This window comes from Longispora urticae (assembly GCF_053902585.1).
This window is the reverse complement of the sequence record NZ_JAQZSH010000058.1, coordinates 1-13,589: the sequence shown is the minus strand read 5'-3', so window position 1 is coordinate 13,589 and position 13,589 is coordinate 1. Positions and strand designations below refer to the sequence as shown.

The 13,589-nt window shown below is 74.9% G+C and carries 12 protein-coding genes; 7 read left to right on the top strand and 5 right to left on the bottom strand.

Annotated elements, in window-relative coordinates; translation table 11 throughout:
• Window positions 1-61 precede the first annotated feature (61 nt).
• Window positions 62-775 (top strand): spermidine synthase, encoded by a 714-nt coding sequence (locus PT931_RS35375; protein ID WP_456250083.1) that lies wholly within the window; start codon window positions 62-64, stop codon window positions 773-775.
• A gap of 28 nt (window positions 776-803) precedes the next feature.
• Here the strand turns inward: PT931_RS35375 and PT931_RS35370 are convergent, their stop codons facing one another.
• From PT931_RS35370 to PT931_RS35360, 3 genes are read right to left on the bottom strand one after another with little or no spacing between them, the layout of a single operon-like run.
• Complete coding sequence (locus PT931_RS35370; protein WP_456250082.1) at window positions 804-1,325, bottom strand: DUF6886 family protein; 522 nt, start codon at window positions 1,323-1,325, stop codon at window positions 804-806.
• A gap of 14 nt (window positions 1,326-1,339) precedes the next feature.
• On the bottom strand, window positions 1,340-2,368 hold the full coding sequence (locus PT931_RS35365; RefSeq protein WP_456250081.1) for a sensor histidine kinase: 1,029 nt from the start codon (window positions 2,366-2,368) through the stop codon (window positions 1,340-1,342).
• Window positions 2,368-3,030, bottom strand: coding sequence for a response regulator transcription factor (locus PT931_RS35360; RefSeq protein ID WP_456250080.1), 663 nt, complete (start codon window positions 3,028-3,030; stop codon window positions 2,368-2,370). Before PT931_RS35360 ends, PT931_RS35365 begins: the two co-directional genes overlap by 1 nt.
• Before the next feature lie 86 nt (window positions 3,031-3,116).
• On the opposite strand from PT931_RS35360, the gene PT931_RS35355 reads away from it, so the two are divergent.
• The 3 genes from PT931_RS35355 to PT931_RS35345 all read left to right on the top strand — a co-directional run bounded on the left by PT931_RS35355 (window position 3,117) and on the right by PT931_RS35345 (window position 6,302).
• On the top strand, window positions 3,117-4,037 hold the full coding sequence (locus PT931_RS35355; RefSeq protein WP_456250079.1) for an ABC transporter ATP-binding protein: 921 nt from the start codon (window positions 3,117-3,119) through the stop codon (window positions 4,035-4,037).
• Window positions 4,034-5,491, top strand: a complete 1,458-nt coding sequence (locus tag PT931_RS35350; RefSeq protein ID WP_456250078.1) for an ABC transporter permease subunit — start codon at window positions 4,034-4,036, stop codon at window positions 5,489-5,491. The genes PT931_RS35355 and PT931_RS35350 overlap by 4 nt, the downstream gene beginning before the upstream one ends.
• 64 nt (window positions 5,492-5,555) lie before the next feature.
• Complete coding sequence (locus PT931_RS35345; protein WP_456250077.1) at window positions 5,556-6,302, top strand: ABC transporter permease; 747 nt, start codon at window positions 5,556-5,558, stop codon at window positions 6,300-6,302.
• A gap of 118 nt (window positions 6,303-6,420) precedes the next feature.
• Here PT931_RS35345 and PT931_RS35340 read toward each other — a convergent pair whose 3' ends face one another.
• Entirely contained in the window at window positions 6,421-7,302 is an 882-nt protein-coding gene (locus PT931_RS35340; RefSeq protein ID WP_456250076.1) for an aminoglycoside phosphotransferase family protein, read from the bottom strand.
• Window positions 7,303-7,386: 84 nt separating this feature from the next.
• Window positions 7,387-7,758 (bottom strand): VOC family protein, encoded by a 372-nt coding sequence (locus tag PT931_RS35335; protein WP_456250075.1) that lies wholly within the window; start codon window positions 7,756-7,758, stop codon window positions 7,387-7,389.
• Window positions 7,759-7,920: 162 nt separating this feature from the next.
• Here PT931_RS35335 and PT931_RS35330 point away from each other — a divergent pair, with 162 nt between their 5' ends.
• The 3 genes from PT931_RS35330 (at window position 7,921) to PT931_RS35320 (ending at window position 13,525) form a co-directional block, all read left to right on the top strand.
• Entirely contained in the window at window positions 7,921-8,817 is an 897-nt protein-coding gene (locus PT931_RS35330) for a dienelactone hydrolase family protein (RefSeq protein WP_456250074.1), read from the top strand.
• 126 nt (window positions 8,818-8,943) lie between these two features.
• Window positions 8,944-11,667 (top strand): ATP-binding protein, encoded by a 2,724-nt coding sequence (locus PT931_RS35325; RefSeq protein WP_456250073.1) that lies wholly within the window; start codon window positions 8,944-8,946, stop codon window positions 11,665-11,667.
• A gap of 79 nt (window positions 11,668-11,746) precedes the next feature.
• Window positions 11,747-13,525, top strand: a complete 1,779-nt coding sequence (locus PT931_RS35320) for a S8 family serine peptidase (RefSeq protein WP_456250072.1) — start codon at window positions 11,747-11,749, stop codon at window positions 13,523-13,525.
• Window positions 13,526-13,589 lie beyond the last annotated feature (64 nt).

The window sequence follows — 13,589 nt, the reverse complement described above, 5'->3', positions numbered from 1 at the left end:
CGTGGAGTCGGTCGACCCGCGTGTAGGGTGTCAACCACGCTAACCGGACGGGACCTGGCTCTTGAGCGCGCGATTCGAAGAGATTGACTGGCGCGAGACGCCGGTCGGAGCCATCAGCCTCCGCCGACGGCTGGACCCGACCCTCAAGGTCGACGTGTACGAGGTCAAACTCGGCGACGAGTACCTGATGTCGAGCCTGTTCACGGTCGCCGAGGTGGAACTGGCGCGCCTCGGCCTGGCGGAGCTGGCCGGCACCGACCTCGACGTGGTGGTCGGCGGCCTCGGGCTGGGGTACACGGCCCGGGCGGCCCTCGAGGATCCCCGGGTCGGGTCGCTGACGGTCGTGGAGGCGCTCGCCGAGGTGATCGGCTGGCACGAGCGGGAGCTGCTGCCCCTGGCCGCCGAGCTGACCGGGGACCCCCGCACGGCGCTGGTGCACGGTGACTTCTTCGCGATGACGGCCGGATCGGGCTACGACCCCCGGACCCCGGGCCGCACGTACCACGCGATCCTGCTCGACGTCGACCACACGCCCCGGCACGTGCTGCACCCGAGCCACGCGCCGTTCTACACCCCGGACGGCCTGCGCCACCTCGCCCGGTACCTGCGCCCCGGCGGCGTCTTCGCCCTGTGGTCCAACGACCCGCCGGACGCGGAGTTCACGGCCGTCCTCGGCGAGGTGTTCGCGACGGCGGAGGCGCACGTGGTCGGTTTCCACAACTTCCTCCAGGACCGCGAGTCGACGAACACGGTGTACGTCGCGACCGTCCGGTGACCGTCCCCGGTCGCCGGCGGGGGTCGCGCTAGCTTCCCGGGCGGGGCCGCGCGTTGCCGAGCCGGATCCCGCTGAACTCCAGGGTGCTCGCGACCACCACGTCCCAGAAGGACCACAGGTCGACGAGTACCCGCAGCTCGATGCCCGCTCCGGCGTGCAGGGCGAGCAGGTCACCCACGGGCTCGGCGGGACCGAGCGGCTCGACGGTCCCGGTGGCGACCAGCGCGTGGTCGAAGAGGGGTTCGAAGGGGGCGGCGGCGAACCGGTACCCGAAGAGGACCGTGGTCTGGATCTGCGACAGCCAGCCGTATTCGACCGCGTGCACCCGGGCCGAGCCGAGCCAGTGCCGGTCGGCGGCGGAGGTGTCCGGGCCGACCCAGGCCATGGCGCGCGGGCACTGGCGGGGGAACCAGTAGTCGGGGGCGCGGTCGGCGTCGACGGCCCAGACGTAGGCCCCGGCGTGCTGGGCGGTCGCCGCGACGTGCGGGACGAACCGGGTGATCGTCGGGTCCTCGGAGAAGTGCATGACCTGGCCGGGCTCTGGGCGCATCCCTCCATGATCGCTCAGGGGACGGCCGGGAACGTCACCTCGATGGCGAGCCCGCCGGCCGGCCGGGCCCGCGCGCTGACCGTCGCCCCGTGCGCCCCCGCGATGGCCCGCACGATGGCCAGCCCCAACCCGTGGCCGTCGTGCCGGGTCCGCTGGTCGCCGAGCCGGCGGAACGGCTCGAACAACCCCTCGACCTCCCCGGCGGGTACCACGGGCCCGGTGTTGCGCACCGCGATCCGCCCCGCCGAGGTCTCCACCTCGACCGTGCCGCCGGGCACGTTGTAGCGCAGCGCGTTGTCGACCAGGTTCGCGACCAGGCTCCCCGCCAGGCTGCGGTCACCCAGCGCGGGGGCCGTGGCCAGCGCCGTCGAGACCCGCGCGTCCCCGCGGCTGGCGACGACGCCCCGGGCCACGTCGGCGAGGTCGAACGGTTCCGGGTGCTCGATGCCCTGTTCGCTGCTGGCGAGGGTGAGGAGGGCGTCGATGAGCCGTTCCTGGGAGCCGCCCAGGGCCAGGACGTCCCGGCAGACGGCGCGCAGCCGGTCCACGGACGGTTCGGGGTCGGCGAGGGCGACCTGGAGCAGGGCCCGTTCGGCGGTGAGGGGGGTGCGCAGTTCGTGGGAGGCGTTGGCGACGAAGTGCCGCTGCGAGGCGAAGGAGGCTTCGAGCCGGGCGAACAGGTCGTCGAGGGTCGCGGCGAGCTGGGTGAACTCCTCGCCGCCGCCCGGCTTGCCGAGGCGGCGGTGCAGGTTGCTGGCGGAGATGTCCCGGGCGGTGGCGGTGATGGCCCGCAGCGGGCGGACGAACCGGCCCGCGATCCACCAGCCCAGCGCGAGCGCGACGACGACCATGACGGCGAGGCCGAGGACGGAGACGGTGATCAGGTTGCCGAGTTCCGGGGCCGGGGCGGGCGGGGGGCCGCCGGTACCCGGCCCGACGGGTTCGCTCTGCCGGGTCTGCAGGATCGGGACGCTCACCAGGGCCGCGCCGGACAACAGGAACGGGCCGGCGTAGAGCAGGGTCAGCCGGGTACGCAGCCGCATCAGGGCGCCCCGACCCGGTACCCGCCCTCGCGGACGGTGTGGATCACCGGCGGCTCGCCGAGCTTGGCGCGCAGCCGCCGGACGGTCGTCTTCACCGCCGTCGTGAACGGGTCGGCCGCCTCGTCCCAGACCCGTTCGAGGAGCTCCTCGGCGGACACCAGCCGGCCGGACGCGGCGAGCAGGCACTCCAGTACCCCGAACTCCTTCGGGCTGAGGTCCAGCCGCCGACCGCCGCGCCGGGCCACCCGGGTCGACGGGTCCAGCGTCAGGTCGCCGCTCTCCAGCACCGGGGGCACCGCCGGGGCGCTGCGCCGGCCCAGCGCCCGGATCCGGGCGACCAGCTCGGAGAAGTCGAACGGTTTCGGCAGGTAGTCGTCCGCCCCGAGCCCGAGCCCGTCGACCCGCTGCCGCACCGTACTGGCGGCCGTGAGCATCAGCACCCGGGTCGTCGGGTGCGCCGCGACGATCCGCCGGCACACCTCGTCGCCGTGCACCCCGGGCAGGTCCCGGTCGAGGACGACCACGTCGTACCGGGTGACGGCCAGGTGGTCGAGGGCGTCGGCGCCGTCGAGGACCACGTCCACGGCCATGCCCTCGCGGCGCAGGCCCGTCCCGATGGTCCGGGCCAGGATCTCGAAGTCCTCCACCACCAGCACTCGCATGCCCCCACGATGCCATCCCGTAGGTGTCGACGAGGTGTCGGCGCCCGGCACCGTGATGACACCGTCCGGGACGTAGAACGGTCCCCATGACTGACGCGACGATCGTCGTCGACGGACTGCGCAAGCGGTTCGGCGCGAACACCGCCCTGGACGGGATGTCCTTCACGGTCCGCCCGGGGCAGGTCACCGGCTTCCTGGGACCCAACGGGGCCGGCAAGTCCACCACCATGCGGGTGATCCTGGCCCTCGACTCCGCCGACGCGGGCACGGCGCTGATCGGCGGCCGGCCGTACCGGAGCCTGCGCCGGCCGCTGCGGCACGTCGGCTCGCTGCTGGACGCCGGCGCCCTGCAACCCGGCCGCACCGCCCGCGACCACCTGCTGTGGATCGCCCACTCGCAGGGCCTGGGCGCCCGCCGGGTCGACGAGGTGATCGGGCGGGCCGGCCTGGGGTCGGTGGCCCGGCGTCGGGCCGGAGGCTTCTCGCTCGGCATGCGGCAGCGGCTCGGTATCGCCACCGCGCTGCTCGGCGACCCGGCGGCGGTGCTGCTCGACGAGCCGTTCAACGGGATGGACCCCGAGGGCATCATCTGGATGCGTGGTTTCCTGCGCGCCCTGGCGACGGAGGGCCGGGCGGTGCTGGTCTCCAGCCACCTGATGGCCGAGTTGCAGGACACCGCCGACCGGGTGGTGATCGCCGGCCGGGGCCGAGTCATCGCCGACCGGAGCGTGGCCGGGCTGCTCACGGCGGCGTCCGACGGCCGGGTCACCCTACGCAGCACCGCCACCACCGCTGTCGGGGTACTGGCCGCCGCCGGGGCCACCGTGACCCCGACCGGACCCGGCCAGCTGACCGTCGCCGGGCTGACCGCCGCGGAGGTGGTCGGCGCGCTCACCGCCGGGGGAGTGCCGTTCTCCGAGGTGTCGGCGCACCGGGCCACCCTGGAGGACGCGTACCTGGAGCTGACCCGCGACGCCGTCGAGTTCCGCGCGGAGGTGAACAGGTGAGGGACCTGATCCGCGCCGAGTGGACGAAGTTCCGCACCGTCCGGGGCTGGGTGGTCGGCATGGTGCTGGCCGCCGTCGTCATCATGATGTTCGGCCTGTTCCCGGGCGTGCAGGGCAACTGCGGGCGGCACGGCACGGGCTCGGAGTGCGTGCTGCCCGTCGGGCCCGAGGGTGGGGAGGTCAGCGACAGTTTCATGTTCGCCCACCAGCCGCTCACCGGGGACGGCACCCTCACGGTCCGGGTCGCGGACCTGACCGGCGTGCTCCTGGGCGACCCGGAGCGCGCGGGCCTCGCGCCGTGGACGAAGGCCGGCCTGATCGTCAAGGACGGCACGAGGCCCGGTTCGGCGTACGCCGCCGTGATGGTCACCGGTGGCCACGGCGTGCGGATGCAGCACGACTTCGTGCACGACCGGGCGGGCCGGGCCGGGAACTGGCTGCGGCTCACCCGGGCCGGGCGGACGGTCACCGGCGCCTCGTCCGAGGACGGCGTCACGTGGACGACCGTGGACAGCGTCCGGATGACCCTGCCGGCCACCGTGGAGCTCGGCATGTTCGTCGCCTCCCCGCAGTACGCGGAGGTCATGGCGTCCTCGCTCGGTTCGGTGGGCGCGTCGGGCGGGCCGTCCCGGGCGACCGCCACCTTCGACCACGTCTCCCGCGACGGCACCTGGACCGGCACCCCGGTCGGTGGGCCCGGCAACGCGGAACCCGGGCAGCGCGGCGGGCTCCGGCCGACCGGCGACGGGTTCACCATCACCGGCACCGGGGACATCGCGCCCGCCGTGGCCGGTGCGGCCGGGATCGGTACCACGGTCACCCAGACCCTGATCGGCACGTTCGCCGGCCTGATCCTCGTGGTCGTCGTCGCCACCATGTCGGTCACCGCCGAGTACCGCCGGGGCCTGATCCGCACCACGCTCACCGCCAGCCCGCGCCGGGGCCGGGTCCTCGCGGCCAAGGCCCTGGTCCTCGGCGCCGTCACCTTCGGCACAGGACTCGTCGCCGCGGCGGTCGTCGTCCTCGGCGGTCAGCCACTGCTGCGGAACGCCGGCACCTACCTGCACCCGGCGGGCACGGCCACCGAACTCCGGCTGATTCTCGGCACCGCGACCCTGCTCGCCGTGTCCGCGGTCCTCGGGCTGGCCCTCGGCGTCCTGCTCCGGCGCGCCACCACGGCCGTCACGGCGGCGATCGTCACGATCGTGCTGCCCTACCTGCTGGCGATGACGGTGCTGCCCACGGAGGCCGCGCGGTGGTTGCTGCGGGTCACGCCGGCGGCGGCGTTCGCCATCCAGCAGAGCGCCACCGGATACGCCCAGGTCGACAACCTCTACACCCCCGTCGAGGGGTACTTCCCGCTGGCGCCGTGGGCCGGCCTCGCGGTCCTGGCCGGCTGGACGGCGCTCGCCCTGGCCCTGGCCACCCATCGGCTCCGGAGGAGGGACGCGTGACAGCTCCACAGGGGGCGCGGGTGACCGCGCCCGCCCCGACCCACCGACCCGCCAGGAGGGACGCGTGAGCGCGTTGCGCGCGGAGTGGACCAAGTTCCGCACCAGCCCCGGCACGATCGGCCTGCTCCTGGTCCTCGTCGCGACCACGGTCGCCGTGAGCGCCGCCGCGGCCGCCGCGGTCACCTGCCGGGGCGACTGCGGCATCGACCCGGCGCGGGTCAGCCTGACCGGCATCCGGCTCGGCCAGGCCGTGGTCGCGATCCTGGCGGTCCTCACGATCGGCGCCGAGTACGGCACCGGGATGATCCGGACCACCCTCACCGCCGTCCCGCGCCGGTGGACCGTCCTGCTGGCGAAGTCCGCGGTGCTGGTCGCCGTCGTGGCCGTCGCGGCGACCGTGGCCGTGCTCGGCTCCCTGCTCGTCGGCCGGGAGCTCCTCCCCGCCGGGCAGACGTTCTCGTGGACGGCCGCCCCGGTGCTGCGCGCGGCGGTCGGGTCGGTGGTGTACCTCGTACTCGTCGCGTTGCTGGGTCTCGGGGTGGCGACCGCGGTCCGGAACGCGGCGGCGGCGATCGGCCTGGTCCTCGGCCTGTTGTACCTGTTCCCGATCCTGGCCCTGTCCGTGTCCGACCCGACGTGGATCCGCCGCCTGGAGAAGGTCGGGCCGATGACGGCCGGGCTCGGGGTGCAGGCGACGAAGGGGCTGGAGGACCTGGCGATCGGGCCGTGGCGGGGGATCGGGGTACTCGCGGCGTGGGCGCTGGCCGCGCTGGTCGCCGGCGGGGTGCTGCTGCGCCGGCGGGACGCGTAGCGGACGGGGCGGGTGGCTACGGCCGGACCGTGAACCCAACGTCGGGCCCCCTTGCGAGGGCCGACCGGATCACGCGGACCGGGAGCCGGAGTGTCTGTGCGCCCCGGCTCCCGGCCGCCTACGCCTCCGCGAGGATCTCCTTGAGCGCCCGCTCACCCCGGGCCGACAGCGCCGGGTTGGTCCCGCGGTAGTAGGCGATGCCGCCGACCCAGGTCATCGCCCAGCCGCGGGCCCGAGCCCAGGCCGCCTCGTCCAGGCCGGCCGCGGCCCGGAAGCGCCGCCGCGACCGGGCCGGCAGGCTGTTCCACGCCACGGTCAGGTCGCAGGCCGGGTCGCCCACCCCGGCGGCGCCGAAGTCGAGCACCGCCGACAGCCGCCCCTCGCGGACCAGCAGGTTGCCCGGCATCAGGTCGCTGTGCGCCCACACGGGACCGCCGGTCCAGGCGGGCGCGGCCAGGGCCTCGTCCCACAGCCGGAGCACGGCGGCGGCGTCGACGATCCCGTCGGCCTTCACCGCCCATTCCCGCACGTAGTCGTCCCGGTCGCCCAGCGGGCCGGTGCGGTAGCCGGCCCGGGCGCCGGTCGGGTCGAGCGCACGGGTCGCGAGCAGGAACTCCGCCAGGTCCTCGGCGAGCGCGTCCCCGTCGGGGTCGTCGACGCCCGGGTGGTCGCCGTCGACGTAGCGGTAGACGGCCCACGGATAGGGGTACCCGTCGTCGGACGCGCCCAGGGCGAGCTGTTCGGGTACCCGGACGGGCAGGTGCGGGGCCAGGCGGGGCAGCTGGTCGCGTTCGAAGTACAGCTGCTCGACGGCGTCGGCGCGACGGGGCAGCCGGACGAGCAGGTCCTCGCCGAGGCGGTACAGCTGGTTCATCGTGCCGGCCAGCCCGATCCGGACCAGCGGCAGCTCCGCCCAGCGCGGGAACTGTCCCGCCAGCAGTGCGCGCACGGTCGCGGCGTCGGTGACGAACTCGTCGTCGTGCAGCCGTAACGAAGTCATCCGCGGTTCCCCTCGGCGGTCGGGTCGATGCGCCGGCCAGCCTAACGCCGGCCAGGGGCCCGCTGTCGAGCCTGTTCCGGGGCGCTACCCGATCAACGTCTCCTTCGGGCGTACGACGCAGAACTCGTTTCCCTCCGGGTCGGCGAGCACGACCCAGGACTCCGTACCCGTCTGCCCGATCTCGACGCGGCGCGCGCCCAGGGCGAGGACCCGCCCGATCTCGTCCTGGCGGTCGTCGGCGCCGGACGTCAGGTCGAGGTGCAGGCGGTTCTTCACCCGCTTCTCCCCGGTCACGGGCATGAAGCAGATGCCGACCGGGGCCGCCTCGTCCGGGCCGATGACCACCTCCCGTTCGCGCTCGGACAGGACCTGCCAGCGCAGGACCCGGGCCCAGAACCGGGCCAGGCCGGGCAGGTCGTGGGCGTCGATGACGATGTGGTGCAGACGGAGCGGCATACGGTCGATCCTCACGGGTCCACGGGTGATCCGCCACCGTGTTACCGGCTGGACGGACCATGGACCTCCGTGCCGGTTTCGCCGTGTTTCCGCCCCGGGCGCCGGGCGGCTGCGACGATGTCGGGGGAACCGGCCCCGACCGCGCGAGAACGGAGCACGACCATGACCTCCCTGCAGCGGTACCTCACGGACGAGGTCGTCGTCGACTACTCCGACGGCCTGATCACCCGGCGCGAGGCGCTCCGCCAACTGGCCCTCCTCGGCGTGGGGGCCGCCGTGGCCGTCCCGCTCCTGGCCGCCTGCGACTCCTCCCGGTCCGGCGAGGACCCGGCACCGCCCGCCGCGTCCGCACCGGGCATCCTCGTGCCCACGCCGCGCCCGACCGAGGCGGTCACCTTCGCCGGCCCCGAGGGGCGCACCCTCCAGGGCGCCTGGGCCGAGGCCCCGGCCCCGCGCGGCACGGTCCTGGTCATCCACGAGAACCGGGGCCTCACCGACCACATCCGTTCCGTGGCCGGTCGGCTGGCCGCCAGCGGGTACTCCGCCCTGGCCCTCGACCTGCTGTCCGCCGAGGGCGGCACCGCGACGTTCACCGACCCGGCGCAGGCCACCGCCGCCCTCAACGCCGCCCCGCCCGGCCGGTTCGTCGCCGACATGAAGGCCGCCGTGGACGAGCTGCTCCGCAGGGCGCCCGACCGGAAACCCGGCGCGGTCGGGTTCTGCTTCGGCGGCGGCATGGTGTGGTCACTCCTGGCGGCCGGTGAGCCCCGGCTCCGCGCGGCGGCCCCGTTCTACGGCCCCCTGCCGGACAACGCCAACCTGTCCGGGTCGCCCGACGCGGCCGTCCTGGCCGTGTACGCCGCGCTCGACACCCGGGTCAACGCCAGCCGGGACGCCGCGAAGGCCGCGCTGGAGAAGGCCGGGCTGACCCACGAGGTCGTCACCTTCCCCGACGCGGACCACGCGTTCTTCAACGACACCGGGGCCCGGTACAACGCGGCGGCGGCGACGGCGGCGTACCAGCGCCTGACCGACTGGTACGGCCGGCACCTCGCCTGAGCCGGCACCGGGCCCCTGGTACCCGTCAAGTGGTCCGCGGTTTGTCGCCGGATGCCAGGTGAGGTGTTTACAGACAGAGGTAGTTGTCGATACATTGCCGCTTCCTGGTGCCGGGAGGGTGATGTGGTGACGGACCCCGGATTCGCGCTGCGGACCGACCGGGACTCCACCGCGCCCCGCCTCGTCGGCCGGGACCGACACGTCGCGGCCGTGCTCGAGGCGCTCGGGCGGCCACCCGTCACCGTGGTCGTCGAGGGCGAACCGGGGATCGGCAAGTCCGCGCTGGTCCGGCACGTCACCGCGCTCGTGCCCGGCCGGACCGTCCTGACCGGACAGTGCCACCCGGTCCGTGAGCCGCTCGCGTTCGCGCCGTTCCTCGACGCGCTGTCGGGCGCGCCCCCGACCCGGGACCTGAACCCCGTGACCGGCGCCCTGCACCGGCTGCTCCCCGAACTGGCCGACTGGCTGCCGCCGGCGCTGCCCGACCTGGGCCGCCCCGAACTGGACCGGCACCGGCTGTTCCGCGCCGTGCTCGCGCTGCTCGACGGCCTGGGCCCGGCCGTACTCGTCCTGGAGGACCTGCACTGGGCCGACCGGGGCACCGCCGACCTGCTGGGCGTGCTCACCGCCCGGATGCCCGCCCGACTCGCCCTGGTGCTGACGTACCGCCGCGAGGACCTGCCCGACGGGGCGGTACCGGCCGCCACGACCCGGGTGCGCCCCGACACCCGCCGGCTGCGCCTGACCCTGCCGCCCCTCACCCCCGACGAGGTGGCCCAGCTGGCCGTGGACCTGCCCGCCCCGGCGGCCCGCGCCCTGTACGAACGCACCATGGGCGTGCCGTTCGCCGTCGAGGAGTCCCTGCGGCTGCTCGCCGACCGGCCGGGCGCGGAGTCCGTACCCGGCGGGGTGCACGACTTCGTCCTGGCCCGGCTGGCGCTGCTCGGCCCGCCCGCGCGCCGCCTGGTCGAGGCCGCCGCCGTGCTGCGGGTGCCGGCGACGGCGGAGGTGCTCGCGGCGGTGGCCGGCCTCGGAACCGCCGACGCGGTGACCGGCATGGGCGAGGCGCTGCGCCGTGCGATGCTGACCGCCGTCGGGGACAGGTACGCGCCCCGGCACGCCCTGTGCCAGCAGGCCGTCTACGAGGCGCTCGTCGGACCCGAGCGCGCCGAGCTGCACCGGCGCGCCGGGCGGGCGCTACCGCCGGACGCGCCGGCCCAGTTGGCCTACCACGCCCGGCGGGCGGGACTCGTCGACGACTGGCTGCGGCACACCGAGACGGCGGCCGGACAGGCCCTCGCGGCCGGCGACGTGGCCGGCGTGGTCGAACTGCTGGCGGACGTGGTGGGCGACACCCGTGCCGATCCGGCCCGCCGGGCCCGGTTGGCCGTGCTGTTCGGCCAGGCCGCGCTCACCGGCATGGCCTCGGCGGACGTGCTGTCGCGGCTGCGGGCACTGGCGGACGACCCGGCACTGCCGGACGAGGTCCGGGGCGAGCTCCTGCTGTGCCTCGGGATCCTGTCCCGGACGCACGCCGACCGGCCCGGCGCGGGCGTCGGGTACGTGGAACGGGCCGTCACGGCGCTGGCCGGACACCCCGGCAGGACGGCCTGGGCCATGGCGCTGCTCGGCACGACGAGCTTCGACGACGAGCGGCCCGCCCGGGTGCACCTGGCCTGGCTCGACCGCGCGCGGCGGGCGGCGGCGCTGGCGGCCGACCCCGTCCTGACGCTGGGCGTGGAGGTCACCTACCGCTCCGTGCTGACCTCGATGGGACTGCCGGGCAACTGGGGCGCCCTGCCCGAGGCGAGCGGCCCGGACGCCGACCTGCACCGGATCCGGATGGCGACGGACCTGGCGTACTCGTCGGTGTGGCTGGGCCGGCACGCCGGCACGGCCGGGTATGTCGCCGAGGTCCGCGAGCGCACCGAGGGCGCGCACAGCCACTTCCTCCGCGGCGCGGTCAGCGGCACCGAGCTGCTGCTGGACTACTTCGCCGGCCGGTGGGACGGGCTGGCCGACCGCGCGCGGGCCCTCGCCGAGGAGGCGCACGACGTGGCACTCATCCGGCACGAGGCCCAGCTGGTCGCCGGCCTGCTCGCCCTCGCCCGGGGCGACCTCGAGGACGCCAACCGCGGGCTGCTGGTGCCCACCCACGCGCTGCCCAACCTCGCCCTCGCGGGGGCCGGCCGGGTGCGCCTGGCCCTGGGCCGGGGCGACCCGGCGGCGGGCTGGCGGATCGCCCGGGACGTGCTGCGGCACCTGCGGGCCAAGGACATCTGGGTCTGGGCCGCCGACCTGCTCCCGGTCGCGGTCGAGGCCCTCGGCCCCGGGCCGGCCGCCGAGGCGCTGGTCGCCGAGTACGCGGCGGGGGTGGCCGGGCGTGACGCACCCGCCGCGCACGCCGCCCTGGCCGCCGGTCGGGCACTGTGCGGCACGGGGGACCCCGACGAGGCGGAGCGGGCGTACGCCGCCCTGCCCCGGCCCTACGACCAGGCCCGGATGCTGGCCGCCCACGGTCGGGTACCGGGCAGCGCCGGCATCACCCGGCTGTACGGGGCCATCGCCGCCTTCCAGGCCCTGGGCGCGACCTGGGACGTGCACCGCTGCCGCAGCCTGCTGCGCGAACAGGGCGTGCGCGCGCCCACGAGTCAGGGGCGGCGCGGCCACGGCCGGGACCTGTCACCGCGCGAGCACGAGATCGCGGACCTGGTCGCCAGCGGGTTGACCAGCCGGCAGATCGCCGAGGCGCTGTTCCTGTCGCCGCGCACCGTGGACGTGCACGTCGCCCGGGTGATGCGCAAACTGGGCGTCACCCGTCGTACCGAGATAGCGACGCTCCGTCAGTAAGTACCCGTTGCTTATTGATAAGTTTCTATGCAACTTCGATCCTTGGTCCACCCCATCCCCGAGGACTGAGGAGTCCGCCATGCGACGCACACTCCTGGCGTTCGCGATACCCCTCCTGCTGGCCGTCCCCGCGACCGCCAGCGCCGCGCCCGCCGACCAGGGCGAGCGGCACAAGTACATCGTGGTGCTCGACAGCGCCGCCGGTGACCCGGCCGCGTTCGCCCGCACCGTCGCCACCACCACCCCCGACCACGTCTACCGGCACGCCCTGCGCGGCTTCTCCGCCCCGCTGGGCGCGGCCACGGTCCGCGCGCTGCGGGCCGACCCCCGGGTCGCCTCCGTCGAGGCGGTCCAGCAGGTCCGGACCACCGCACAGGTCGTGCCGACCGGCATCGGGCGTTCCCTCACCACCGCCAACCCCCGCCTGGCTGTCGGGGACGGGGTCGACACGCGGGTGGACGTGGACGTCGCAGTCATCGACACCGGCGTCACCTCACAGAACCCCGACCTGAACGTGGTAGCCCGCACCAACTGCCTCAACAGCACGAGCTGCACCGACGGCACCGGCGAGGACGGCCACGGGCACGGCAGCCACGTCGCCGGCACCATCGCCGCGATCGACAACGGCGACGGGGTCGTGGGCGTCGCCCCCGGCGCCCGGGTGTGGTCCGTGCGCGTCCTCAACGACTCCGGCAGCGGCGGCAACGACGGCGTGGTCGCGGGCATCGACTGGGTCACCGCGCACGCCGACGAGATCGAGGCCGCCAACATGAGCCTGGGCTGCGAGTGCAGCAGCCCGGCCATGGACGCCGCGGTCACCCGGGCCGTCGACGCCGGGATCGTGATGGTCGTCGCCGCCGGCAACAACCACAAGGACGCCCGGACCTTCTCGCCCGCCAACCACCCCGACGTCATCACCGTCTCCGCCCTCACCGACTACGACGGCAGGTCCGGCGGCCTCGGCACGGCCCCGTCCTCCTGCTCCCGGGGCAACGACGACACCCTGGCCAACTACAGCAACTTCGGGCCCCTGGTGGAGATCGCGGCCCCCGGCTCGTGCATCTACTCCACCTACAAGGGCGCCGGGTACGCCACCCTGTCCGGCACCTCCATGGCCACCCCGCACGTCACCGGCGCCGTGGCCTGGCTCACCAGCAACGGCAACGACCCGAAGAACCGCGCCGACGTCAACCGGATCCGCGACGCGCTCGTGACCGCCGGCAACCTGAACTGGACCGACGACTCCGGCGACGGCATCAAGGAGCCCCTGCTCGACCTCAGCGACCAGGCCGTCTTCCCGCCCGCCGCCCCGGACCCGGGCGCGCCGACCGCCCGGGCCACCGGCACCTGCTCCATCGACAACAACACCTGCGCCTTCGACGGCCGCGGCTCCAGCGACCCCGACGGCACCATCACCGCCTGGTCCTGGGCCTTCGGCGACGGCACGACCGGCACCGGGGCCACCCCGACCCACACCTACCCGGCCGCCGGCTACTACTCGGCGATCCTCACCGTCACCGACAACGCCGGCAAGCAGGCCCGGACCCGCACCCTGGTCAAGGCCGGCAACCTGCCGCCGGTCGCCGTCATCAACAGATTCCCCAACGCGCCGTGCTCCGGCCCGGGCGCGTGCACCTTCGACGCCGTCGGTTCCTCCGACCCGGAGGGCCAGCCGTTGACCTACCGCTGGGACTTCGGCGACGGCACCTCGTCCACCGCCGCCCGGGTCAGCCACCTGTACCCCGCCGTGGCCGCCACCTACACCGTCACGCTCAAGGTCACCGACCACAAGGGCCTGACCAGCACCGACACCGTCACCATGAGCTGCCGGAAGTTCTTCGACAAGCCCTGGTGCTGAGAGTTCCGGTGGGCCCGCGCGCCTTCCACCGCGCGGGCCCACCGGCRCAGGCGGTSCACACCCC